This is a genomic window from Paenibacillus sp. VT-400, from assembly GCF_001029205.1.
GTDB classification, from domain to species: Bacteria; Bacillota; Bacilli; order Paenibacillales; family Paenibacillaceae; genus Paenibacillus; species Paenibacillus amylolyticus.
On sequence record NZ_LELF01000038.1, the window covers coordinates 74,788 to 99,467 of the forward strand.

A 24,680-nucleotide genomic window follows, 5' to 3' on the forward strand; every position below is an offset into this window, starting at 1 on the left:
GGAACATTTGGGTAAACCGAAGGATAATACTGAATATTGAAAGAATTACGGATCGTTATACTCCTATGATCTGATCAAGCTGCCCAGTAATACATCGAGGTTCAAAATACCTGCACGATGATCTTCACAGAACCCGATTTTGTCAAAAACGCCAAGCATGAAACGACGGTGTTCCTCAGCTGGTTCCTCGAAACGATCGTAACTTACGACAGAATCGACCATATCTACGATCAGCGGTACAAATCCACCTTTGTAAGGCACCACAATAATACGTGTAGAAGAGGTATCCTCCTGGTCTGGCATGCCTAACAATACACGAAGACTCACCACCGAAACGACCTTACCGTACAGCGAAGCAAAACCTCGGATCTCCGGGCTTCCAAATGGAACTGTTGTCACCTGCACCATTCTGATGATCTCATGAACTTCATCAATTCGTAGTGCAAAGATCTGGTCTCCTACCGAAAAATTAATATATTGCATTCCCTCGTCCATAGTTATCCCCATATCCTCTCATTCCGTATAATCAGACTACTTTCGTCCCATTAGATGTTACTTTGGTGTATCGGTTATTTTTGATCAAATGTTTAGGCTTCAGATCAATTTTGCCAACTTCAACAGACGTTGCATTACGGTTGCTGTCTCCGCTCTGCTAATTTGCCCTGTTGTGGAGGGTGGTGGAAGCCAGTCGTTTTAGAATAGAGCGTAAGTAACCTGACATTGGATTGAAAAATTATATTCAAAAAAAGACCCAAGATCAGCTTTATGCCGATTTTTGGTCTTTTTTATCCCCATATATTATGGATCTGTTTCTATGTTTTCAAATACTTGGAACAAAAAAGTGAAATTCCTGTGGATAACTTGTTTCATTACTCCAAAACGACTGTTTTATCACATGAAAATACGAGTTATACCTGATTTGTGGATAAGTTGTGCACATATTGCACACATGCTGTGGATATCTTTAGCGTTTCATGTGGATATTCATTAATTTAATGTGGACATGTTGTGTATTTGTTTGTAAATCTGACGTAAAATCCGAATTTCCGCTTCAGTTATCCATTACTGTGGACACGTTGTGGACATGCCCAATTTCCTTCGCTGTAGTTATTCGACCAATTCACCCTGACGCATGATTAGCCTGTCATCGATGTACACGTCCGGCTTTTGTACAACTGCATCAATATGAACACCTGCGGCAATCGTTCCACCAAATGTGTTATTGCTGCCAAAGGCCACATGAATTGTGCCGTACACCTTCTCATCTTCCAGCACCACACCCGTGATTCGCGCCTTGTTATTGGTACCGATCCCGAATTCGCCGAGAAAACGACCATCGCCCTCACCCAGCGTTTCCAGTAATTGAGCCCCATCTGTTCCTTCGGCTGACACCAACCGTCCTTCACTAACGGTCAATAACATCGGTTCACGGAGTGCCCCAATTCCAGCAATGGAACCATCTACAACAATACTGCCCTCGCCCTTGCCCTCGACGGGAGCAATATAAGCTTCTCCTGACGGCAAGTTGCCCGATTCACCGGGATTCAAATACATGCCTGTGCTTGGTACACCGTTACGATTCTCTATGGAAAAGGAAAGACTATGGCCCTGCTTCTCTATTCGCACATGGCGACCTGCGGTTAATAGAGCCGTTACCTTCTCGGTCAACGCCTGTACTTGCGAATATTCAGCTGTAATGGCTCCGTTCACAAACATATCCTCTGTCATGCCGGGCATGGTTGCCACTCGGGTCCCTGAAGCAGCGGCTTTTTTGCGTGCCTGGGTATGTGTTAATGAATATTTCGTTACACACACGGCTACATCTGCTCGAATCATGGCCTCTGCAATTGGCGCAGGAGGCTCTTCGCCGGATCTGCTGCGTTCCTCCATGATTAACAGGACTGATTCTGCTCCAAGTGCTTTGCCTGCCTCATAGATGGATTCAGCCAGATCCCGTTTCATATCGTCTGCGATAACTACCAGATTCTCTCCGCTGCGCAGTCCGAGACATTCCGTTAGCACATTTTTACTGATTTCCACACGTTGCTTGCTCATACATTCATCTCTCCTGTCTTTGGTTCGGCTCTCAAAAGTCGACTTGACCCTTTCGACAATTAGCACGGGATTCCTGCATGTCCAAACCTGAACTCACCTCAAGGTATCGGCCCATTCGGCGAGGATTGCAGCTGTTTCCTTATACTGAAACGTCGGAAAGTAATGTCCATAGGGGACATCTATCCGTTTGACCTGTGAGTTCATATCCTGGGGATAGTGATATTCCTGATCTTGATTGGCCCACACAACTAATACATTCTTGGCATAATGCTGACTTTCCATTTTCGCCCACAACGTTGATCTGGCGCCTTTCCTCTGACCCGAGTGGATCCAGCGCAACAAGTCTGCATGTGCTCCTGCAATACGAGGGGACTGGAGACTGGAGCGTATTCTCTTGCCCATGGTATCGGCCATAACACTGCTGTCGCCTACGCCGCTATGTGAACTGAACATTTGATTCCAACTTTTCTCCGATCTGCCACGCAGCAGGGAGCGCATCACCCCTCTTGGCAAACGAGAAATCCATCTCAGCACATTCGGATTCGAATTGTTGGCAACTGGCTGGAGCAACCCCAGCCGAATGTCTGTCCGTCCGCTACGCATCTGTGCCGCAGCTGCAATAGCAGCCCCGATCGAATGACCAACCAGCTTCACCGGACCTTCAAACTCACCAAGAGCCGTAAGCAGTGCATCCACCTGACCTTCAAACGCTTCATCTCCCTGATGTACCGGGGACCGTCCGAATCCAGCGAGATCGATTAACCATACCGGGTTCCCGGTCCGTTCCCTAAGCTGTTTTCCTAACGGTAACATCTCATCCGCAGATTGAAGCAAACCATGTACAATAATCCAAGGCTCTCCCTCACCCTCCCAACCAAGCATAGCCATATTTCCACTTCGCGACCGAATATAATCTGTCGGAAAACCCTCAGGTAACGGCGTATACCGAAAACGATAGTCCAGATCGGCTGTAACCAGCGGAAGCTGTTCCCGGATGTCCGGCCAGGATTGCCCCATACGTGTAAACAGAGCCTCCGTCTCTTCAACCGGGAATGACCTGTTGGTAATAAAAGCAACCGACTCCGCTGGAACACCACTGATACGTGAACCACCTGATTTCATGATCCATCGAATCCATGGTAATGGCACAGCCCCTTTGGGCTTGGGTACGTCCAATTGCTGCGCCAAGAGTTGCAGCAGTTCCTTCATATTGGGACTGTCTTCCCTCCGCGCCAACAGTGGATAAGTTCCTCCGACTGGAGCAGCTTCCCTGGATAGAAAAACTAGTGTCTCTGCAACAATGTCATTCTCCACAAGCGGTAACCAATAGGATGAACCTCCCGGCACTACCGGCATAAGTCCTTTCTGAATCGCCTGAATGAGCAGTCCAATCCCACCCGTTTGCTCGGTTTCACCTGTGGGACGTGGCCCAACCACTGTACTCGGATTTACAACGGATAAGGGATAGCGATGCTGTTCTGCATGCTCGCGAATATGCAGATCGGCATGGAACTTCATCTCTTCATATGCACTTTCATTGTTATCCACATGCTCAACCTGTAGATAATTCCCCTGTTCATTCCGCTCTCCATAAGGACTCATATAACCAACAACGTGGATAAAGTGTCTCAATCCATGAGTACGATGGATTTCCTGTGCTAGCTGTGCCAGTTCTCTGGCCCCGTTCATGAATATCTGCTCGGCTACTTTTCGTTCCAAAGTGACGTCCATCGTTCCTCCCGCATGAATGATCACATTTGCTTCAAGAGCACGCTCCCGACCCGCTGCGGTAAGGCCAAGACCCGAAATGGACAAATCACCTGTAATAAAGGTAATCCGCTTGAAATCCTTCACTCCATAAGCCTTCAGCACAGTTCTGGCTCGCTGTTCCGAACGAACCAGCAAGAGCAATTGTGCGTCTCCCTGCGTGAGTTGTTTGACCGTTTCTTTGCCAATAAAACCTGTACTACCTGTCATAAAAATGGTCTTGGCTGCAATATCAGACTTGCTTATTACCTGATTCATGTTTGTTGAATTTGCTGCTGTGTTTTCTTCATTGGATACACGGTTAGTATGTACAACCATTCTGTTTCGGCTCCTTTTAGTACCATACAGTACTAGTTATATTCAAAAAAAGAGCTTCGATTAACGAAGCATCTGACAAAACGTACGTGCCGATTGTTCTATAATCCCAACATCACGGGCAGTTCCCGCTAGGATTAGCGAACCTTCCAGTGCTGCAATAAACAACAACGCAGCCGGTCCCGGCTCGATCTCTTTGCGAAATTCACCGCGATCCAAACCTTGCTGAAACAACTTCTCCACCATCGGTCTAAGCTCACGAAAGAATCTGGATATGCTTTCCTTCACTTGGGGTGCACTGTCCGGTGTCTGCATATATAACGTAACAAAAGGACAGCTCCCTTCGTAATTTCGGCCCTCAATGCCTGCCGACAACAATGCCATGAATGAGTAGATACGCTCCTCCACTCCTCGCTCACGCTGACTGAGCAGCAGATACAGCTCCGACTCATACTGGGCAATCCAGTATTGTACCACGGCCTGGAGCAGCTCCTCCTTGTTTTTAAAATGATAATAAATATTTGACTTGGATACCCCACTCACGCGCACGACTTCATCCATGCTGACGTAGCTGTACCCCTGACGCAGAAATAATTGTGCCGCCACTTCAACTGCCTTGGTCCGGTTCACCGGATTGGAACTTTTGGATTTGGCGGGTCCCGTATTCATTTTTGGATTTGTCATATTTAGAACTATACAGTACTAATCAGTTGAAAACAAGTATTTCTGTTAACAAAAGAGGACCTCCCAATCCAGCTACTCCATACTTGTCCACATTTAGAGTGTTATACACACAGGATATCCACATATAGTATTAACTCTGTGTTAAATATGTCATTAGATCATTAAACTGCTTTGGGGTTATCCACATTTCAGGGATATAGCTGACTTTGAACTTTTCAGAGAGCGTCATTGGCTCCTCGGAAAACAAAAACAGGCCAACCAGAATAAGATTTCTGGCTAACCTGTTTCAATTAACTCATATATCCGATAGACTAACTTTTCTATCCGAAGATTTCTGAACAGTTTTCGGTAACCTGTGGATACCGTCCATGATCTGGATTATTTTTTCAGACTATCCCAGTTCTGTTGCAATGCGTCGAGCAATCCGGTTTTATCCGATTTGCCTGCAACGTAAGCTTGAATTGTGCTTCCATACTCCTGTGGAACCCCTTCAGGGAAACGGTTGAAGTTCCAGCTGAGTGTTTTATTTTCCTGGCTATACTTCATGATCTCTGTAGCGAGGTCACCCAGATCCTCTTCGGATGCCGTGATGGAACTGAACGCCGGAATGAATTTGAATTCTTTTGTCATGTATTGTTTCCCGATATCCGAAGTTACGAGCCATTCCAAAAACTCTTTTGCTTCCGGTTTCACTTGGGAATTCTTGTTCACAACCCAATAGTTCGGCACACCGACAAACAATTTGTCATTGGGTTCATTGTTAATTGGCATTGGGAGGATACCCAGATTCAGATCTGGATCGATTCCATCGATCTGTACTTGAGTCCAGTTCCCTTGTTGCATCATCGCCGCTTCTCCACTCGCAAACAACGTAACTTGCGTATTGTAGTCGGTTGTCAGCGGGTTTTTGTTGCTGTATTTCAGCGTTAAGTCGAGCAAGTTGATCCAGTCGGCGAACACTTGGTTGCCAGGAATCTTCTCCGTACTTTCATTGAGTCCTTGGATGAATTTCACCGGATCTGCCTGATTTGCAAATGCGACGTTTACGTTATGATTGCCCAGCACCCACCACTCTTGATACCCATTAGAGAATGGGGTAATGCCTGCGGCTTGAAGTTTCTGTGCAGCTTGATCCAATTGTTCCAGTGTCGTTGGAATTTCGGTAATACCTGCTTTTTGGAAGAGGTCTTTGTTATAAATGAAACCATAACCCTCCAGCGCGAGCGGCTGTCCGTAGAGTTTGCCGTCTTTGGTCATTGGCTCTTTGGCTACTTCGAGTGCATCCTTGGCCCATGATTCTCCAGACAGATCTTCCAGATATTCAAGCCATGTATCCAATTCACGATAACCACCTACGTTGAAAATGTCCGGTTGTTCTCCAGCGGCAAACTTGGCTTTTAATGCAGCACCGTAGTCACTGCCGCCACCTACAGTCTGAATGTCCAGTTTGACCCCTGGATGGGAGGATTCATATTCCGCTTTGAGGCGATTGAGCGCTTCCGCAATTTCGACTTTGAATTGGAAGATTTTAATGGTTTTATCTCCAGCAGCAGCCTCGCCACCACCTTGAGTATCCGTGTTGACCGGACTGCCACTCTTGTCCCCATTGCCACAACCCGCGAGCATTACCGAAAAAGCAATCAGCATAAGCAACGTCAACTTTGTCATTCTTTTCATACATACACTCTCCCTATAGTAGTTTCAGTATAACCGTTCCACTAATGAATATTTACACTGGCACTCCGATGACAGAATAACCTTCCCTTGAAGCGTGTTTTCATTCTAACGAACCGAGCGCACGTTATTCGCACCTATTTGCACAGGTTCCAATTTTAACGAATCACAGCGACGTTATTTCGTCGATTTGGTCAATTTTTAGGGCTCTGACGCCGTCTTGTACCCGAATAACGTTGCTGAGATTCGTTACAATTTGTATTCCTTGATTATCCACCTATTAAGATGCGGTGGATTCGTTAGCGCTTTGAATAGGGAGCATACCATCACTCTGTAGAAGAAGTTCCTGGCTATACAAGCGTCTTTCTTGGTCATTTCTCTTTATTGCTCTTTTCCCTTTATTGCTCTCTTCCCTAGGAGTCATGCCCAAGCTATACGGGCATGGCTCCCTTTGCACACCTCCATGCGAGGTGGGAGCAAAGGGATCAGGATGCGATGTAGGAGCGGAGCGTTCGCCTTTGATACTCGGTGGCTTCCTTGCCCTAATACATTCAGGCCACCGAGGAGCAACAGCGACCGAAAGCGCAACTTGATCCCGCAGCGACCTTGTGCTCGCACTCGCACCACAGCGACCCTTCCCTCGCACTTACCCTTTAACTGATCCAGCCGTAATCCCCTGAATGATGTACTTCTGCATCAGCAGGAAGAAGATAATGATCGGCATAATGCCAAGTACAAGTGCTGGCAAAGCCAGATCCCATTGCTTCGTGTACTGACCGAAGAGTGCAAAGGTCGCAATCGGGATTGTACGCAGGTTGGAGCTTTGCAGGATCAGGGATGGTAGTAGATAATCATTCCAGATCCAGAGTGTGTTCAGAATGATGACGGTTACATACATCGGTTTCATGAGTGGAAATACGATCCGGAAGAACACCCCGTAGGCAGAGCTTCCATCTACCCTAGCCGCTTCCTCAATCTCCAGTGGGACGGATTTTACGAATCCGTGGAACAGGAAGACAGACATCGGTGCCCCGAAACCGAGATAACAGATAATGAGGCCGCCAAGGCTGTCGATCAATCCCAGATTACTGGTTACAGTAACAAGTGGAATCATGATAGACTGGAACGGAATCACCATCGCGGCAATGAACATGCCGAACAAAATACGGTTGAACCGGGTATCGCTGCGGACCATTCGGTACGCGGCCATGGAACTGATCAGCACAAGCAACAGATTGCTGACCACAGTAACGATAAGCGAGTTCATCAGCGCGGACGGGAAGTTAATTTTCTCCCAAGCGTTAGCATAATTGCCCCACTGAAATACTTCCGGCCATGCAGCCGAATTGGTGAGTAGATCACCGAAGGTTTTGACCGAATTCACAAACAGGAAGTAAAACGGAACCAGGAATAAAAGTCCAAGGAGTACCATGACAATCTCGGTTACAATGGTACTGAAGCGGTAATTTTTCGTCGTCTCCATTAGGCTTCTACCTCCTTGCTCTTCGTCAGACGTACCTGAATCATGGTGATGATGGCAACGATTACGAAGAACACGAGTGCTTTGGCGGTTCCGATGCCATATCTGTTATTCACAAAGGCTTCATTGTAAATATTAAGTGCAACCGACTCTGTTGATCCGAACGGTCCACCTTTGGTTAGCGACAGATTGAGATCGAACATTTTGAACGACCAGGAGATCGCTAGGAACAGACAGATCGTTACACCTGGCATAATGAGCGGAAGAATGATGCTCCGCAGTACCTGCCAGCGACTTGCGCCATCAATCTCAGCGGCTTCCAGCAGATCAGGGGATACATTTGTCAGAGATGAGATGTAGATAACCATCAGATATCCTGCGGTCTGCCATACAAACACAATCACGATTCCCCAGAAGGCGGTTGGTTCGTCTCCCAGCCAAGGAAGGTTGAAGAAGGACCAGCCGGTTACATCGCCTACTGCTGAAAACCCTTTCACAAATATGAACTGCCAGATAAAGCCGAGCAACAACCCACCGATCACGTTAGGCATAAAAAAGATCGTACGCAGAATGTTTCTCGTCTTGAGCGGTTTGGTCAGGAAATACGCCAGGAAAAAACCAATCACATTGGTCAGTACCACACCAACCACGGTGAAGCGCACCGTAAACCAAAACGCCGTTTGGAACTTGGGATCATTCGCAAAAACATGCACGAAGTTATCAAACCCTACCCAATTAATGTTCTCGGATACCCCGTTCCAATCCGTAAAGGAATACACCATGCCAAGCAGGAAAGGGACCACGATGATGAGAATAAAAAACACGATGGAGGGACCCACGAACACAAGCTGCTGTAACAGCTGTGAAGATTTGCGATGCTTCATATCGTTCTCCCCTTCTATAGATGGATGAAATTGGTCTCTTTTTCTATTAAACCCCATTATCGCCGAGGGAAACACCGACCCTTGTGAACAGTTGGGGGTAAAATATTGTCCTCTCTTAACCTGCAACCAGAAGGGGTGTTCCGATGTCCAAATACTACAGTATACGCACCAAATTGATTGCCTTTATGCTCATTGCTACCACACTTCCACTGCTCGCATCGATCAGCATGACGTTTATCCAGACCAAGACAGCCCTGCGGGAACAAGCTGTGGAAGAAAACAAACGCCTGATCTACCAAGCGTCCACCAATCTCAACAACTATGTGGATAACGTGGCCAGAGCGTCGCTCGCTGTGTATAACGACCCGAACTTTCTGCGTAACTTGGCAAAAATTCCTGGTGATTATCGTGCGGTTGCCGAGGTGTACACCACTTTGCAGACGATACGCGCGGCTGTGCCGGATGTATTCCAGCTGTATTTGCACTCTTTTGCCGCCAATCAATCCACCTTAATTACGAACCCCTTTCCGAAGCGGGAGGAACGCAAACAGGCCTATTCCGGCTCGCTTCATGGAAAAACAGGCGGTGACAGCCCGGATATCTGGGTGGAATCGGCCCATATGAGTCACACGTACGGATTCAAGGCTGCCTCCCCCGATGACCCTGCCAGAACGGTCATTACCCTGCATCGGGTGATCAAGGATATTCCGTCCACCGAGCGCCTGGGTGTACTCGCCATTGATCTGAATATGAATACCATTGCAGCAATCTGTGGCAGGCTGTATGATCCGGCTAAGGAACAGATCTATGTTGTGGATGGTCAGAATCAGATCATTTACCAAGGTCGTTCCGAGGTCAATCATACGGATGCACTACGAGAGGAAACGGCTAGTGAACTGAATATCGCACGATCTGGCGCTGGTACAGCCCAGAATGTCGCAGGACATTTTGAACAGGATCGTTCCATGTATGTATACCAGCAACTTGGCAGCACGTACGCTGACTGGACCATCGTCAAACAGATCCCGAATGAGACGTTATATGCCAGAGCCACCACACTTACGTGGAATAACGCGATGATTGCCATTGCGGCACTTGTATTGGTCATTGTTGCAACCTTGTTCATCTCCATCCGAATCACCGGTCCACTCAAGCAACTCATGCGGTATATGAACCAGATTCAAGCCGGGCGTCTGCATGTGGATATCCATCTATCCAGCCGAGATGAATTTGGGGTGCTCGCTCGTCATTTCCGGGATATGATGGATACGGTAAATAATCTTATTCTGCGGGAATATCGACTCGAAATCGCCAATAAGACAAATCAACTCAAAGCATTGCAAGCGCAGATTCATCCGCATTTTCTGTATAATACACTGCAATCGATCGGTACACTTGCCCTTCAACAGCAAGGACAACGGGCGTATACACTACTCTCTAGCCTTTCCAAAATGCTGCGCTATAGCATGCGGGATCAGACCTGCGTGACCTTACGCGAAGAGGCGGAGCATGCCCGGTTATATCTGGAACTGCAGCAGGAGCGGTTTGGTGACCGCCTTGAGGTGGATTTGGATTTTGCCGAAGATACCCTATCTGTCGAAATGCCAAGAATGACGTTACAACCTTTAATTGAGAACTATTTTAAACATGGAGCAGATATTCAGCCTGGCAAAGGTCACATATCCCTGTCCAGCCGCCGGATCAACGATCATTGGATTGAAATCGAACTGAATAATAATGGCCCATCCATACCTGAAGATAAATTACTGGAGATCCGCGGATGGCTGCATCAAAGTCATACAACAACCGGGATATCCACACAAGAATCCGACGAGTCTGAATCCATCGGTCTACGAAATGTAATACGCCGACTTCAATTGAACTCACATCCCGGTCACTCAGCCAGGCTTGAGATCAACAATCGGGAACCCAATGGTGTGAAGATCACGGTTAAACTATACGCGGGAGAGTGAACAACATGAAGGCACTGCTTGTAGATGATGAAAAACATGTCCGCGATGCCATAAGGTTGCTTGGTCATTGGGAAGAGTTTGGCATTGATACATTACTTGAAGCAGCAGACGGGGATGAAGCCATCGCCGCCATCACGGCACATCAACCTCAAATCATACTCAGTGACATGCGTATGCCGGGCAAGGACGGTATGGCATTGCTTGAATGGATATCGGCTCATACCCCGCACAGCAAGGTGCTGGTTATTAGTGGATATGATGATTTTGAACTCGTGAGGCATGCAATCAGACATGGTGGCATGGACTATCTCCTGAAACCTGTGGAAGCAGATGAGCTGAATGCATCTCTATTAAAGGCCGTTACAGCTTGGGAAGAGGAAGACGCCATTCGGATACAATCCACCAGGCAATCCATTGTCGTTAATCGAATGCGCCCCCACTACCAGGATCGTCTGCTCACCGAACTTGCCGTCGGAAGAGGCAACAGCCCATCACACATGCAGCGATTGCAGGATGAGTTAAATCTCCCCCGTCTAATCTCTGTCTGTAGTGTCGCTGTCACCAGCCTGTCCCATCTGGATGCAGATTGTCTGGCAAAATACCGCAGTCAACCCGACCTGCTTGTGTTCTCGGTACTCAATATCTGTGCCGAGATGTTATCCACACCAGACGAAGGCGTAATGTTTCGTCAGTTGGATCAACCGGACGAGATTGTTCTGCTGCATTGGGGTCCATCCACTTCATTGGAACATATTCTGGACAAGGTCAATCATGGATTGGAGCAGACGATTCAGCGCCGGCTTCATTTTGGCATCTCCACCTGTGAGTCCTACCCTGGCGGAATATCAGCAGCCTATCTGGAAGCAAGTTCAAGGTTGTGGCGACGCAATGCTGTGCAAATTAAACAGCGAATCCATGCCTCAGTGGAATCATCAAATGGGAATAAAATCAGGCGTTTAACCGCCCATGAAGAACCCCTGCGAATGGCAGCCATGAGTTGCCGGGCTTCCAGTGTATCTGCTGCGGTCGCCGAGTGGCTTGACCCGATTACTGATCTTGAGGTTGTCAGTGCTGAGCAGATCCAGCAATGGATCGATGAGCTGGAATGGATGCTGAGCCGCTGGCTTGATGTTACGGCAGGTTCGTCATTCAAAGAGGAAGAAGTGACGGAGGAACAGTCTATTCCCTTTGCCGAGTTACCTTTGGACTCTGAAGGACTGTTATCCTTCCCCCTGCTTCGTTCATTATTGGAACAACGACTACTTGCCGCAGGAAAGGCGCTCACCGCTCATCACCACGCCAATCCTGATCCCATGAGTGAGATTGCACGTTATATGGACGCCCATTATCAGGAAGACCTGTCCTTACAGCAGATTGCCGCGCGTTTCTATCTGAGCCGGGAGTATATTTCACGCAAATTCAAACAGCAATTTGGTCTGAACTGGTCGGAATATCTGGGCAAACTGCGGATCAACAACGCCAAGCTGTTACTGCAAAATCCTTCCCTGCGAGTCGCCAAAATCTCGGAGATGGTTGGATTTCAGGATGAAAAGTATTTCAGCAAAGTGTTTAAAAAGATGGAGGGCATCACGCCAGCGGAATATCGTAAAACATTATTGGAGGCTAGTACGTAACGAGTACCTGATCCGAATTAAAAAGAGTACTCCCGGCATGACCCATCGGAAGTACTCTTTTTAATTTTACTTTTACAGAAAATAGCCTATATCATGACGATTTGTTGACTCTTTCTTTTCTAAGATAGGATACGATCCGAGAGATTGTACCTATTAAAATTACAGCCATAAATCCATAAGCCATATTATTTCCTGTCTTATGAGCTACTACGGGGAAATAGATGAGGCTGAACAGTAATAGGACAATATCCAGGTAGAACATAATCTTCCGATAAATAGGGATTCTCACCTCCCCTTTTATTTACCAAAAATGGTTTTATTAATTGTAATATATCATAACATAGATACACCCTAGTACGCTTACCGATCCCGCAAAATCACCGCAGGTACAAGTCGAATGTAGATTAATTCCCCTGCAAGCTCCACCATCGTCTGTGTAACGATGACTGCCGCAGCTATGGTTGCCCATTCTGGCGGGAGTGACAGCGCCAACGGCAGAACAACCAGCGAATTCCGTGTGGCTGAACTGAAAATCAACGCCCGCCCGGCGGCTGGATTCAATCCAAACCAAGTAGCAATGAGCCGAGATATCCAAGGCATAAGGATTAGAAAAGCAACATAGATCGGGATCACGTTTACGATGATCGCCATATCATTGTAGACTTTGCCAATCTGGGAAGCGACAACCACGATCAGCGCAAGTGCCATCATCGGAACCGGGAGCCATGCCGTCGCATTTATGACCCGCTCCCCGCTCACTGTACCTCTGGAGAAAACTTGTGTAACAACAGCGAGCAGCAGTGGAATTACGATCAGGAACAGAAAAGCCTCTACAAACGGCCCTAACTGCATGATCTGCGCTACCTCGGTACCCATCAATAACCATAAATAAAACGGCAACACTATCATTTGTATAACAAATAAAAGAGGTGTTGCGGCAAGCATCAGTTTCTCATTGCCCCTGCCGAGTTGTGTGAACACAATGACGTAATCAATACAGGGTGTTAACAGTACCAGATAGACTCCGATCAGAACACCTGGTGATTGCGGAAAGACAAGTGTGAGCAACCATACAACTACAGGTACAACGATAAAATTAGCCACCAGTAGCGCCCCCATAAATCGAAGGTTGGACCAAGACTCTTTTAACTGTAAAAAGGGAATCTGTACAAACATGCTGTATAACAGAACGGCAAGAACCGGGGACACGGTGTAGTGTAAAACATTCCCCCATACCGGATTACTCAGCCCTATCACTGCTCCTACGAACAGTGCAACTACATAGAACCAGGTTTGCTGTTGCTCCATCGTTTCTCTTGTGAGCATTCTCTTCCTCCTCTTCCAGTGGGACATCGTGGGCATGGACATATTTCTGCTTCGTTTCGCGTACATTGGGACAGAGTGCCGTTCCAACATAAGCGGCAGAGCACAAGGATCTGAAGGATCAACTTGTGAATTTTTTGCGGCTGTTATTAGAATGTGCAAGAACTGGGTATATTCATTGTAGACTGACCCGTGGTTCATTCATTCGTTAAACCAAGGAGGAAACACAATGTCACGTAACAATCCGTACAAGTGGTTAAACGCCATTGGTTTTATCGCTGTAATTATCGTGAACTACCTCTCCAACGCTCGGCCGATCGGAGGCAAGACCAATAAAGAAGTATCGGATATGTACCCTGTGCTGCTCACACCTTCTGGCTATGCCTTCTCTATATGGGGTCTGATCTACTTGCTGTTGGCAGGGTTTGTGATCTATCAGTTCGTGCCCGCTTCCTGGAAAAGGGATTCGATTACCCGTCTCGGGTATTGGTTCCTGGCGAGCTGCGCTTTCAACGTAGCCTGGATTTTTGCTTTTCAAAACTTGCAGACCGGTCTCGCTTTACTAATTATTGTACTGCTTCTGTTGTGCCTGATCATGCTGTATGTAAAAACACGTACCATTACGGTTCCAACCACTGCTGAGATCTGGCTTGTGAAGCTGCCATTCAGCATCTATCTCGGATGGATTAGCGTGGCAACGATTGTCAATGCAGCTGTACTGTTATATAAAATTGGCTGGGATGGTTTTGGTATCAGCGAACCAACCTGGACGATTATTATGCTGATTGTCGGTATGGTGCTGGCTGTACTCGTTAGCTTCCGTTATCGGGACAGTGTATATCCTCTTGTATTTACATGGGCATATATCGCCATTGCACTTAAACAAAAGGATGTCACTTCCGTATATTATACGGCAATCATCATTGCGATCGTCCTGGCCATCTATGCGGTATGGCTGTTCTTCGCCCGGAATCAGGATCGCGATTGAGTAGTTTACATCATATATAACGCTTAAATATAACGAAAACACGTAACGCAAACAGCCGATTCTGGTCTTCGACCTGAAATCGGCTGTTTATGTATAAAAGAACGAATAGGTTGTCCTATTTCAGGGCAATAACTTCAATCTCAACCAGTGCATCTTTTGGTAAACGAGCAACTTCCACTGCACTGCGTGCAGGATAAGGCTGTTCGAAGAACGTGCTATACACTTCATTCACAGGAACGAAGTCGTTCATGTCCTTCAGGAACACCGTCGTTTTCACGATTTTATCCATACTTGTACCTGCTGCTTCAAGGATAGCCTTCACATTGCTCAAGGACAGACGTGTCTGCTCCTGTACATCTGCGCCGAACTCTCCCGTTTGAGGATTGAGACCAAGCTGTCCGGAAGTGTAGATGAAATCGCCTGCATCAACGGCTTGACTGTATGGACCAATGGCGCCTGGCGCCTGATCGGTAGAGATTGGTTTTTTCATGGACGAGTTCTCCTTTGTGTTCGTTATCCTGCTGCCGCATGGAGTCAGGGTTCGAACTCATTTTTGTTGCCTATTATACCACGATCTACTTCAAGCGAGAAACGCTCCTCACTAGCCACATGAAGCAAACAGCTCGTTCAAAGGTTTCTTAGCCCCCGTCCACACCAAGGACATGAATGACTTCATTTGAATACACATGGTTTCCCTTGGCTTGCACCAGCGCAATATTGGTCATGGCCTGTGCAATGGTTGCGGCGTGGACCGCCCGGTATTTGTCCGCTCTGCCTTTCATCCAGCGATCCAGAAACTTCATGGCATAGGCAGCCATCTGCTCACCAAACCGCTTCTCGTTTCGATCTCCCAGAATTAAGGAAGGGCGGAAGATATGCAATGACGGAAAACCGATATCGGACAATGCATCCTCCATTTCCCCTTTGGTCCGACTGTAAAAGACCCGAGAACCTGCACTCGCTCCCATGGAGGAGATCACCAGCATCTGTAATACACCATGTTGCTTCGCAATAGTAGCTGCACGAACCGGGTAATGATAATCTACCTGACGGAAATTCTCCTGACTGCCTGCTTTTTTGATCGTTGTCCCCAAACAACAGTACAGGTCATCGATTCCATCGAATAAGTGGTCTTGGCTCTCCAGCTGTTCCCAGTCCACCACATGCTGTTCCAGTTTGGGATGTTGCAGCTCAAGCGGACGTCTAACCAGAACGCGAACCAAGCTGTATGCTGGGTGCTCCAGCAGACTATGAACCAGTAATTCACCTACAAGCCCCGTGGCTCCAATCACCATGGCTTTCCGTTCGAGACGATTCAATTACATCCCTCCACTTCGCCATCTTTTTTTGAAGTCATACCAGATATATATGATCAACCTAATCATTTACAAGGTTGTTCTGTCATCGAAGTGCCCGTGTAAATATTCAATATCTATTTTAACAGTACACGACGTCCAAGGGTAAATGTCAGAATCAGCATCACGACACCAACCCCCATCTGAAATCCATAGGCTGAGATCCAGGCCAGCGCATCGGACCAGGTTTCCATCTTTTCATACAACCAGCCACCCAACAACGGCCCGAGAAACGAAGTTACTCCGGTCAGAGCCGAATACACCGCGACAAACATCGGTCTTTCACTTTTGGGTGTGTCTCCAATCGTAAAGTTAAATGCCAGCTGGTTGAATCCACCTACACCGATCCCAAGGAAGATATGAGATAGAAATAGTGCAGTCAATACAGGCATGAACGACATTAAACCCCACGACAAACAGGAGAGTGCAATGACTGGCAATGTCCAAAATAGGAGGGTTTTGTTACTGAATCTGGCATTCAGATTGCCCCAAACATAGAAACCGGCCATCATAACCAGCGTCTGGACTACCGTGATCAGGGATACCGTCTGATAATTGATGTTCAATAAATCGAGCATAACATAGGAATAAAGCGGAACAATCAAGGTCTGGATCAATAACCATGAAGCCAAGAACAGCGTTGCTTTCAGGAAAGAACGATCCTGGAACGGCTTGATGAACATGCGCCAGAAAACCTTTTCGGTAGAACGTTCAAAGGGAACGTCCGGATAGAAAAAATAGATGACTGTATTGGCAATAGCACATATCCACACCGGAATAAACAGGATCAGAAAGCCCATTTCTCCAGGGTAACGATCCAAAACAATACCGCCTGCAAATAAGCATACGCTTCCAAGAGCATTCAGAATCGTATTTCGAATTCCAAAATAACGCCCTCTCACCTTAGCAGGTACGATATCGCCAATCAGTGAAGTCCAGATCATACCGCCGATGGTATTTGATATAAAAGCAACCGTATACACGCCAATATATACACTTACCCACCACTCTTTGGGGAATATAAACGGGATCAGTCCCGTTGCACTCCACAAGATGCGATGTGTGCCCACAAATAACAGCAGCATACGTTTACGGCTGCGAATACGCTGCATCCAGTAAGCTGCTCCGATCTGGGCAATGTTCACAAACGTCGTAATCGCGAGCACAAAGCCGATATGTCTCGACCCGGCCCCAAGGTACAGCAGAAATCCGGTTAAAAATGGGCCTCCCAGCAAGGTCTGTAAAATAATTGCCGGTACACCCTCCCATGTTGCAATCGATAAATTCGTGCGTTGTGTCGAACCCTTGCGCCGTGGTTTGCTTGCTAACGGGGGAGGGTTAACGTTGACCGTCTTCTGTATGGGGATACACTCCTTAGACCGGGTCTCAAGAGCCGGTCGATGCTAGTTGTCATCCCAAATTCTACTCACGGCGCGAAGGTTGTCAACTCATTTTTTCACGGTCCAACGGGAGATAGAGATGGAAGGTGCTTCCTTTACCTTCAGCGCTCTCCAGTTCAATCGATCCCCCCAGTAATCTCGCTAAATCCCGACTGATTGACAGGCCAAGTCCGGTACCGCCAAATTTTCGACTAATCGACCCGTCAGCCTGCTGAAATGCTTCAAATATGGAATGATGCTTGTCCTCCGAAATACCAATGCCTGTGTCCTGAACGGAGAAAATAAGCCATCGATTCTGAATACCTGCATTCTTAATCTGCTTGGTGCTTACGATCAGCGTGACCTTCCCCCGGTGAGTGAACTTGATGGCATTGGACATCAGATTCCGCAAAATCTGTTGAACCCGCTGGGGATCAGACCAGAGCGTCTCAGGCAGTCCCTGTTTTTTGTCCAGAACCAACTGAATACCTTTTTTCTCGGCAACAAGCTGAAAGTGGCTCATGGCATCTTCTGTAAGTTGTGCGACACTGATATCCTCGAGTACAATATCCAGCCGCCCCGCTTCTACTTTGGAGAGATCCAGAATATCGTTAATGAGCGTGAGCAGTTCCTGCCCGGAGTGGTCGATCATATTGGCAAAACGTACAATATCCTCCTGATCCATCGTGTCGGCATTCTCGCTGATCATCTGGGCAAAGTTAATGACACTATTGAGCGGTGTACGCAGTTCATGGGACATATTGGCGAGAAATTCCGATTTGTACTGTGAGGCAATCATCAATTGTTTCGCTCGATCCTCCAGTACAATCTGGGCTTTCTGTAACTCTTCCTTTTGCACAGACAATAGCCGGTTTGTACTCTGGATCAGCAAAATTCGATTCTGTTCATTCTGAAAATCACGTAAAATAAATGCAAAAATAAGGCTCAGCAAAATGCCTGTAGGGAGTGTATAAGGCATAATATGTGAAAAGAAGTATGTAGCCGGGATCACACCAACGATAGCAATGTTTACACTATTGACTACATTGACGATAACTGTAACAAGGATTCCTTTAATAATCAGCCTGTAGTTGCTGCGTCTCATCCATATATTCAGACCTGCACATATCACGCCCAAAACAGACATGTTAAGTACTGCCGCCAATGTAGCATCCGTGATGCCAAAAGTCAGCCTCGACAGCCCAATTCCAATACCCACGATGATTACGCTATAGGGTTGTCTATACGTTAGAACGGCAACAATTAAAGGAACATATCGAAGATCAAAGACCACTTCTTCGGTGAGTTGAAACCCAAAAACCGTACTGATCCAACCTGCAAATATAAGGACAAGCACGGAACTGATCTGCTTCACTCGGGAAGAGGTACGTATTACGACATATTTATAGAACACACTAGCAAGATATGCAATGGTAATAAGCATCCCCATATTCAATACGAACATTTTTGAAAATTGCATTCACTCACTCCTGTTGTACCGACTTTACTGGCCAAAGTGCCTTCGTCCGTATGTGTCTCTATCATATCATGCCCATTGAAACTTCCGCATTCCTTCTTCGTCAAAAAAATACACAAAAATACACAAATCAGGATTCAATTTGTGCGCTGGTCGTAGTAGAATATATTGTTGTTTAAATTTGAATTAGTTATTTGCTGGGGTCATGTTCGTCGGAACATGAATGAAAGGAGAAAGATGTTGTGCAATTGTTAAAAAGCAAATCCTATTGGCTGTCATTGAGTTTAATGCTGTCTTTGGCCGTCATGGGGCTCTTCTATGATATTCTTAATAGTCCAGAACGCGGGTTCGTAGTGCTTGATTCGCCGCTCGACCGGATCATTCCCTACGTGCCTGGCATGTCCATTCCATATTTGGGCTGGTACCCGTTTGTATTCGGTGTGCTCGCTTACCTGTGTGCCAAGGATCGCCTGACGTATTACCGTGTCTTGTTATCCATGAATATCTGTGTCTGGATATGTTATCTGATCTACTTCAACTTTCAGACCATGGTACCGCGCCCGGAACTAACGGGTACAGGCCTGGGAGCATCTGTCCTCGGATGGCTCTATAGTCAGGATCGTCCTTATAATTGTTTTCCAAGTATTCATTCTCTTCACTCTTATCTGGTTATGCGTGCTGTTCTCTCGGTTCCAAGCATCCGCAAACCCATCAAGATTTTGGTGGCCGCCGGGGCAGCAACCATTATAGTATCCACGCTAATGATCAAACAACATGTGATCTATGACGCCTTGGGTGCGGTCATACTCGGCGAATGTGTTCTCACCATCATAACTGGCCTCGCTCTACACCGGAGACGCAGAAAAGAATCGAAGTGGACAGAGGGAATCAGCTGATCCCTCACTTCGATGGTTTCTGAAGATGCTGTTGTCGTCTCCATTCATCAATAAACAAACCTGCAAAATAGGGGTCCCATTGGGTCCCTTTTCCTTCTTCCAAAATCGTTAGCGCTTTCTCGTGACTCATCCCATTCCGATATGGTCGATCAGACGTCATGGCATCAAAGGCATCCGCTACCGCAATGATGCGGCCAAAAAGGGGAATATCGTCACCAGCCATCCCATCCGGGTATCCTTTGCCATCATATCTCTCATGGTGAGATCGTACACCAGGCAGAAAGTCAGCCATGGCATCAATGGGTTCTATCTGGAGCAAAATACTCTCTCCCTGCACGGGATGTGTCCGAATAATTGCGAATTCTTCATCGCTTAGTTTTCCATCCTTCAGCAGCACCTCATCAGGTATGCCGATTTTCCCGATATCATGAAGCAGGGCTGATTTGTACAATAAATCCGCCTGTTCCTCACTCATTCCGCTCAGCTTACCAATCATCAGCGAATACTCTGCCACACGCATGGAATGTCCTGCCGTGTACTTATCTCGGGCGTCTAAAGCAGCAGCCAGCGTAGAAAAATAACTTTGCAACAGCTGTCGATTGCGCTCCTGTCTCATCTCCAGCCGATTAATCATCATATTAAAGCCGGAGATCAGTGCCGAAAACTCATCCGCATATAGATCCGGGGCTCGTCTGCCAAGATCTCCCCCCTGAATTCGGTTCATCTCATGCGTCAGTTCAGCAACTGGATCACGAACATCACGAATCAACAGCCAACTTCCCACCAGCGCAAACCCCGCGCCCAGAACAACGATGAGAATTCCCCACAGTATGTACTCTTTCGCAAATTCACTGTCCATATACTGAAGTCTGATATATGTAGCCAGGAAAAATAGAAATAGAGGAAATAAGCCAATCAGTGCCGTACTTAGCTGAAATTTACGCTGGATCGATACCAGGATTCGCCCTCCCAGTGAAGGTTCCATCCCGTATTGGACTTTGCCTCGATGTCGAATCTCAAGTAACAGGGGTCTAATCGCCCGCACCGTTAAGTAATACTCAATCAGCGCATGCATGATGGCAATCAGAAAGGCACACGCAGCGGCCACGACAGTATAGAAGTAAGGAAATTCAAGCCACCCTGTGGATATCATCCATAATGTTAATCCGGCTGCCGGAAGTGAGAAACCAAGCATGTGCGGACCCATGATCCGATATATGGTCTGTCCCGGAAAACGATGAATTTTCTCATACATGTGGTTCAATTCGTCTCTCTCGTGATGCTCGGAAGTGAAAAATTGTCTTATGGGGCCTAGCTGCACCCACAGCGTAATTAATTCTGCAACCAGCATGAACAAGAGTGAAATCAGTACAATGAAGATGAGCCGAACAAATTGAATATTGGGTATTTGCAGAGTAGATACCATAACTACTGTACCGACAACAAAAACAGCTGCCAGTGAACCGATCAGATAATTGCGTATCAGGCGAAAGATAAATGAACGGTATGCTTCCAACTGAACCCCTCACTCTCTATGTGCAACCAGTTCTCCCTTGAGATACAGGGAGATTAAGGGTATTGCCTTCTATTTGTTTATCGGTTGCTCCGACTAAAAAAATTAATAAAATCCAATGGATGGGCATCAGAACTGGAAAACACAAAAAGGCTGCTCCACGACGGAGCAGCCTTTGGTGATATATCCTATATTTATCCTTTAATCCTGGCAGCCAGAATCATTGTACCGCGCGGCTCATCTCCCATTGCATCCGGTTCAAGCGTGATGGCAACCGTATCATAGTCGTTGGCCGAATCCAATGTGTAATATACCGCTCCCGTTCCGTCACGACTAAGGAAAGTACCCGCATTCTGAGGGGTATCTCCTTTGATCAACCAGACCTGAAAAGCCTCGTTGCCTTCCAGGTTCGGCAGGTTCTCAGCCTGCACAACCAGGTGAGTGCCTTTGCTGTCAATAACGATGGTTGCGAGACCCTGAGCTACAATGTCCTGCGTTGCAGGATTCAGCTTCACTGCCTCGCCAGTCTGCATGCCCTGTGCGGGCTTCAGAGCTGATGCCAGCTGCTCTTGCAGCTGTGCATTCTGCGCCTGTGCCTGCACCAGTTGCTCTTGCGTAGCCGACGAGCCCGCCGCTTGCTGCGTCAGCGAGTCGATCTGGCTCCGCAGCTGCGCCGTGTACACGCCCAGCAACAGTGCCGCGGCCGCTAGGCCGGCACTGGCTATGCGCCAGGCGCTGCTGTTGCGCGCACGCGCGCGCGCTTGTGGCTGCCATGGCTGTGCCTGGGCAGCCTCTTCCACCCGGGCCGCACGTTTGTACTGCGGCGCAAGATCCTCCTGAAGCACCACGGGTGCTTCAGGCTCTGCAGGAGCAGCCGCTGGCTTCGCCTCGGCGCTCTCCTGCCCATGTCCGAGCACGTTGCCCAGCACACGTGCTCGCATGCCTTGCGGCGGTGCTACAGGTTCCGCCGCAAGTGGCAGGAAGCCAGTCACTTCCTGCAATTCCCTTACCTCCTGGCGGCAAGGTTCGCAAGTTGCCATATGCGCTTCAAACGCCGCCACTTCCTCTGCTTCCAGTCCGCCCAGCACATACATCGGTGCCAGATCAGACCACTCCTCATGTCGTTCTATCATGGATGTATGCCCTCCCTTCCCGCGTCCGGATGCAATTCAGCATCGGCCAGCAACTTTTGGAGCTGTCGCATGGCAAGCCTGACACGGCTCTTTACTGTACCCAGCGGAATCCCGAATCGGCTGGATACTTCCTGCTGGGTTAATCCCGCATAATAAATCGATTCTATAACTTGTTGCTGATCACCGTTCAATTGAGACAACGCCTCTTTAATCCGGGTACCTTCCCATTTACGCTGCACTTCTTCTTCCGTGTTTGTATGTTCATCGGCATAGGCCGCCAGTGTCTCGTGTTCAACTGAAGTAGTCGCTGCCCCTTTTGATTTCCGCCTCAGCATGTCCACTGCAATGTTACGCGTAATCGCAAACATCCATGTGGTCAGCTTCCCCTGTGAGGCATCGTAACGTTCAGCATTATTCCAGACCCGCATAAAAAGTTCCTGAACGGTCTCTTCTGCCGTCATGGGATCACCAACGATCCGATAGGCAAAAGAATACACCGCTCGCTCATAACGGTCATATAAAAGCTCCAGTGCGGAGGCATCACGTTCCGCAATCTGCCGCATTAACCTGCTGTCCTCCATCGATTCAGTCATGCGAGGGCCCCTTTCTGTTTCTTCCCTCTTATTATAACCTACGCAGAATCTTTTGAAGAGGATTACCCCTATGAAGAAATAGTCTGAGAAATTTTCTGTATCTTTTCAAACTAACCTTTCACTTTCCAACTTAAAAACAGTTCGAAAACATGTTGCTCTGGTCACGCTTTCCTTTTTATTGCAGATAATTACAACCTGTGGTATACTATAAGAGTTGTATTAAACAACCTCATATGATTTCTGTCTTCTTTAAACCCCGGAATATTTTCTTCATGCTGCGACCGCAGCGAACTCTAAGCACAATTAACCTATGAAGATTGAAGAACCTGAATCACAATAACCCGGTAGTACAGAGTTTCACAAGATGTTCCCATTCACACTGGCGCGGTCATCGGAGCCGCAAGGACAAAAGAGAGGTAGGGCTTTTGTTGTTTTGGATATCACTTATTCTTGAGAAGATTGAAAACATACACAAAGCACCCGGAATTGGGTTCCGGGTGTTTATCCATGTCTACATATCCAATTTAGCACCATCTACAGGCAATTGCTCCCCTCTTCATTGAGAAAAGTCTTCCTTCCACTTATCAGATAATCAGATAAATTCGGATATGCTTTTAAATGTTTACGCTCACCAGACGCTAACGAATCCTGCACACCTTATATTAAGGATTTCTGTGCTATGTAAAATCTAACGAATCTCAGCCACGTTAATCCATGCCACTTCATGAATATAAGCTCCAAACATGCCCAAATTGAGGAAATAAGACGTCTACGATTCGTTAAACTTTTGAAATGGCAAAAATGCATGGAATAGCGTCTGTGGAGTTCGTTAAAGAAAGTAATCCCAACGATCCTTCACTTCTAATAAAAAAGGGACACCGCAGGATGAAATCCTACGCTGTCCCGCTCTGAATCATAGGTACGTTATGCCCCAACATGGAACTCAAACTCGGAGTTTATTTGGAGCATCTATCACAACGATCCACGATCAGCAAAGTCCCCTTGCACTCATAAATCCTTAGATAAACATCGTTTTGGAGATGATGACCAGCAAGATGAACAGTACAAGGATCGTACCCATGGAACCCCAGCTTCCGCCGCCATGACCATAGGATACTCCACAACCCTGTTGATAGCCGTGCATCATTGGAGCCTGATTGGCATGGTGTCCGTATCCATAGCCATATCCCATTGGCATTGTTCCACAACCATATCCATACCCATGCATTTCATGACCTGTGTATTGGTATCCTTGCATATGCTCATAACCTCCCATATGTCCGTATACGTGTCCCTGTCCGTTCGGTGAATTCGGTTTTACTTCGCTCATTGTTCATTCCTCCTTAACATTTGCCTACACCCCTAAGCTATGTATTCAGCCTACCTATGGACCGGGCTATCGCCCTCATTTTGACAAAATGGGCGTTTAGCCATGAGGTACCTTCCCCATTTTCGAAGCATACGCCGTCCTTCCATTTCTTGAATTCCACCAATTCTTCCATTCAACCACAAGCTATCTTATCTGCCTGGCTCTCCACCATGCTTGTCCTCTAGAAA

General features: G+C 47.2%; 20 protein-coding genes. 4 read left to right on the top strand and 16 right to left on the bottom strand.

Annotation, left to right across the window (positions count from 1 at the left end):
* Positions 1-63 precede the first annotated feature (63 nt).
* The 7 genes from EL84_RS00485 to EL84_RS00515 all read right to left on the bottom strand — a co-directional run bounded on the left by EL84_RS00485 (position 64) and on the right by EL84_RS00515 (position 8,859).
* Entirely contained in the window at positions 64-495 is a 432-nt protein-coding gene (locus EL84_RS00485; RefSeq protein ID WP_017690859.1) for a chemotaxis protein CheW, read from the bottom strand.
* 612 nt (positions 496-1,107) lie between these two features.
* A complete protein-coding gene (locus EL84_RS00490) occupies positions 1,108-2,055 on the bottom strand; it encodes an aminopeptidase (protein ID WP_047840281.1) in 948 nt (315 codons plus the stop codon).
* Between the two features lie 93 nt (positions 2,056-2,148).
* A complete protein-coding gene (locus tag EL84_RS00495; protein ID WP_053061331.1) occupies positions 2,149-4,140 on the bottom strand; it encodes an alpha/beta fold hydrolase in 1,992 nt (663 codons plus the stop codon).
* A 60-nt stretch (positions 4,141-4,200) separates the two neighbouring features.
* Positions 4,201-4,767, bottom strand: a complete 567-nt coding sequence (locus EL84_RS00500) for a TetR/AcrR family transcriptional regulator (RefSeq protein WP_036607516.1) — start codon at positions 4,765-4,767, stop codon at positions 4,201-4,203.
* 432 nt (positions 4,768-5,199) lie between these two features.
* The gene (locus EL84_RS00505) at positions 5,200-6,498 is read right to left on the bottom strand and encodes an ABC transporter substrate-binding protein (RefSeq protein WP_047840282.1); all 1,299 of its coding nucleotides are present in this window, start codon (positions 6,496-6,498) and stop codon (positions 5,200-5,202) included.
* A gap of 643 nt (positions 6,499-7,141) precedes the next feature.
* Positions 7,142-7,978 carry a carbohydrate ABC transporter permease gene (locus EL84_RS00510; RefSeq protein WP_047840283.1) on the bottom strand — a complete coding sequence of 279 codons (837 nt, stop codon included), beginning with the start codon at positions 7,976-7,978 and terminating at the stop codon, positions 7,142-7,144.
* Complete coding sequence (locus tag EL84_RS00515) at positions 7,978-8,859, bottom strand: carbohydrate ABC transporter permease (RefSeq protein ID WP_036607341.1); 882 nt, start codon at positions 8,857-8,859, stop codon at positions 7,978-7,980. Before EL84_RS00515 ends, EL84_RS00510 begins: the two co-directional genes overlap by 1 nt.
* A gap of 143 nt (positions 8,860-9,002) precedes the next feature.
* Between EL84_RS00515 and EL84_RS00520 the strand changes: the two genes are divergently transcribed.
* Positions 9,003-10,832: a sensor histidine kinase gene (locus tag EL84_RS00520; RefSeq protein WP_047840284.1), complete on the top strand. Its 1,830-nt coding sequence runs from the start codon at positions 9,003-9,005 to the stop codon at positions 10,830-10,832.
* Positions 10,833-10,837: 5 nt separating this feature from the next.
* Positions 10,838-12,466 carry a response regulator gene (locus EL84_RS00525; protein WP_047840285.1) on the top strand — a complete coding sequence of 543 codons (1,629 nt, stop codon included), beginning with the start codon at positions 10,838-10,840 and terminating at the stop codon, positions 12,464-12,466.
* A 360-nt stretch (positions 12,467-12,826) separates the two neighbouring features.
* Here the strand turns inward: EL84_RS00525 and EL84_RS00530 are convergent, their stop codons facing one another.
* The gene (locus EL84_RS00530) at positions 12,827-13,792 is read right to left on the bottom strand and encodes an arsenic resistance protein (protein WP_047840286.1); all 966 of its coding nucleotides are present in this window, start codon (positions 13,790-13,792) and stop codon (positions 12,827-12,829) included.
* A 226-nt stretch (positions 13,793-14,018) separates the two neighbouring features.
* Here EL84_RS00530 and EL84_RS00535 point away from each other — a divergent pair, with 226 nt between their 5' ends.
* On the top strand, positions 14,019-14,777 hold the full coding sequence (locus EL84_RS00535) for a tryptophan-rich sensory protein (protein ID WP_047840287.1): 759 nt from the start codon (positions 14,019-14,021) through the stop codon (positions 14,775-14,777).
* Positions 14,778-14,892: 115 nt separating this feature from the next.
* Here the strand turns inward: EL84_RS00535 and EL84_RS00540 are convergent, their stop codons facing one another.
* The 4 genes from EL84_RS00540 to EL84_RS00555 all read right to left on the bottom strand — a co-directional run bounded on the left by EL84_RS00540 (position 14,893) and on the right by EL84_RS00555 (position 18,991).
* Complete coding sequence (locus tag EL84_RS00540; RefSeq protein ID WP_017690870.1) at positions 14,893-15,267, bottom strand: RidA family protein; 375 nt, start codon at positions 15,265-15,267, stop codon at positions 14,893-14,895.
* Between the two features lie 148 nt (positions 15,268-15,415).
* Positions 15,416-16,072 (bottom strand): oxidoreductase, encoded by a 657-nt coding sequence (locus tag EL84_RS00545; protein ID WP_047840456.1) that lies wholly within the window; start codon positions 16,070-16,072, stop codon positions 15,416-15,418.
* 137 nt (positions 16,073-16,209) lie between these two features.
* Positions 16,210-17,367, bottom strand: coding sequence for an MFS transporter (locus tag EL84_RS00550; RefSeq protein ID WP_235431468.1), 1,158 nt, complete (start codon positions 17,365-17,367; stop codon positions 16,210-16,212).
* A gap of 208 nt (positions 17,368-17,575) precedes the next feature.
* A complete protein-coding gene (locus EL84_RS00555; protein ID WP_047840289.1) occupies positions 17,576-18,991 on the bottom strand; it encodes a sensor histidine kinase in 1,416 nt (471 codons plus the stop codon).
* A 239-nt stretch (positions 18,992-19,230) separates the two neighbouring features.
* Between EL84_RS00555 and EL84_RS00560 the strand changes: the two genes are divergently transcribed.
* On the top strand, positions 19,231-19,884 hold the full coding sequence (locus tag EL84_RS00560) for a phosphatase PAP2 family protein (protein ID WP_036607365.1): 654 nt from the start codon (positions 19,231-19,233) through the stop codon (positions 19,882-19,884).
* A gap of 4 nt (positions 19,885-19,888) precedes the next feature.
* Here EL84_RS00560 and EL84_RS00565 read toward each other — a convergent pair whose 3' ends face one another.
* The 4 genes from EL84_RS00565 to EL84_RS32385 form a co-directional block, all read right to left on the bottom strand.
* Positions 19,889-21,400, bottom strand: a complete 1,512-nt coding sequence (locus tag EL84_RS00565) for an HD domain-containing phosphohydrolase (RefSeq protein ID WP_047840290.1) — start codon at positions 21,398-21,400, stop codon at positions 19,889-19,891.
* A gap of 191 nt (positions 21,401-21,591) precedes the next feature.
* Complete coding sequence (locus EL84_RS00570) at positions 21,592-22,530, bottom strand: anti-sigma factor (protein ID WP_047840291.1); 939 nt, start codon at positions 22,528-22,530, stop codon at positions 21,592-21,594.
* Complete coding sequence (locus EL84_RS00575; RefSeq protein WP_036607374.1) at positions 22,527-23,123, bottom strand: RNA polymerase sigma factor; 597 nt, start codon at positions 23,121-23,123, stop codon at positions 22,527-22,529. Before EL84_RS00575 ends, EL84_RS00570 begins: the two co-directional genes overlap by 4 nt.
* Before the next feature lie 1,018 nt (positions 23,124-24,141).
* Positions 24,142-24,453, bottom strand: coding sequence for a hypothetical protein (locus tag EL84_RS32385; protein WP_017690878.1), 312 nt, complete (start codon positions 24,451-24,453; stop codon positions 24,142-24,144).
* Between the last annotated feature and the right edge of the window lie 227 nt (positions 24,454-24,680).

Coding starts and splice junctions, on each gene's coding strand:
- EL84_RS00485 (WP_017690859.1), bottom strand. CDS start 495: ATGGACGAGGGAATGCAATATATTAATTTTTCGGTAGGAGACCAGATC.
- EL84_RS00490 (WP_047840281.1), bottom strand. CDS start 2,055: ATGAGCAAGCAACGTGTGGAAATCAGTAAAAATGTGCTAACGGAATGT.
- EL84_RS00495 (WP_053061331.1), bottom strand. CDS start 4,140: ATGGTTGTACATACTAACCGTGTATCCAATGAAGAAAACACAGCAGCA.
- EL84_RS00505 (WP_047840282.1), bottom strand. CDS start 6,498: ATGAAAAGAATGACAAAGTTGACGTTGCTTATGCTGATTGCTTTTTCG.
- EL84_RS00510 (WP_047840283.1), bottom strand. CDS start 7,978: ATGGAGACGACGAAAAATTACCGCTTCAGTACCATTGTAACCGAGATT.
- EL84_RS00515 (WP_036607341.1), bottom strand. CDS start 8,859: ATGAAGCATCGCAAATCTTCACAGCTGTTACAGCAGCTTGTGTTCGTG.
- EL84_RS00520 (WP_047840284.1), top strand. CDS start 9,003: ATGTCCAAATACTACAGTATACGCACCAAATTGATTGCCTTTATGCTC.
- EL84_RS00525 (WP_047840285.1), top strand. CDS start 10,838: ATGAAGGCACTGCTTGTAGATGATGAAAAACATGTCCGCGATGCCATA.
- EL84_RS00530 (WP_047840286.1), bottom strand. CDS start 13,792: ATGCTCACAAGAGAAACGATGGAGCAACAGCAAACCTGGTTCTATGTA.
- EL84_RS00535 (WP_047840287.1), top strand. CDS start 14,019: ATGTCACGTAACAATCCGTACAAGTGGTTAAACGCCATTGGTTTTATC.
- EL84_RS00540 (WP_017690870.1), bottom strand. CDS start 15,267: ATGAAAAAACCAATCTCTACCGATCAGGCGCCAGGCGCCATTGGTCCA.
- EL84_RS00545 (WP_047840456.1), bottom strand. CDS start 16,072: ATGGTGATTGGAGCCACGGGGCTTGTAGGTGAATTACTGGTTCATAGT.
- EL84_RS00555 (WP_047840289.1), bottom strand. CDS start 18,991: ATGCAATTTTCAAAAATGTTCGTATTGAATATGGGGATGCTTATTACC.
- EL84_RS00570 (WP_047840291.1), bottom strand. CDS start 22,530: ATGATAGAACGACATGAGGAGTGGTCTGATCTGGCACCGATGTATGTG.
- EL84_RS00575 (WP_036607374.1), bottom strand. CDS start 23,123: ATGACTGAATCGATGGAGGACAGCAGGTTAATGCGGCAGATTGCGGAA.
- EL84_RS32385 (WP_017690878.1), bottom strand. CDS start 24,453: ATGAGCGAAGTAAAACCGAATTCACCGAACGGACAGGGACACGTATAC.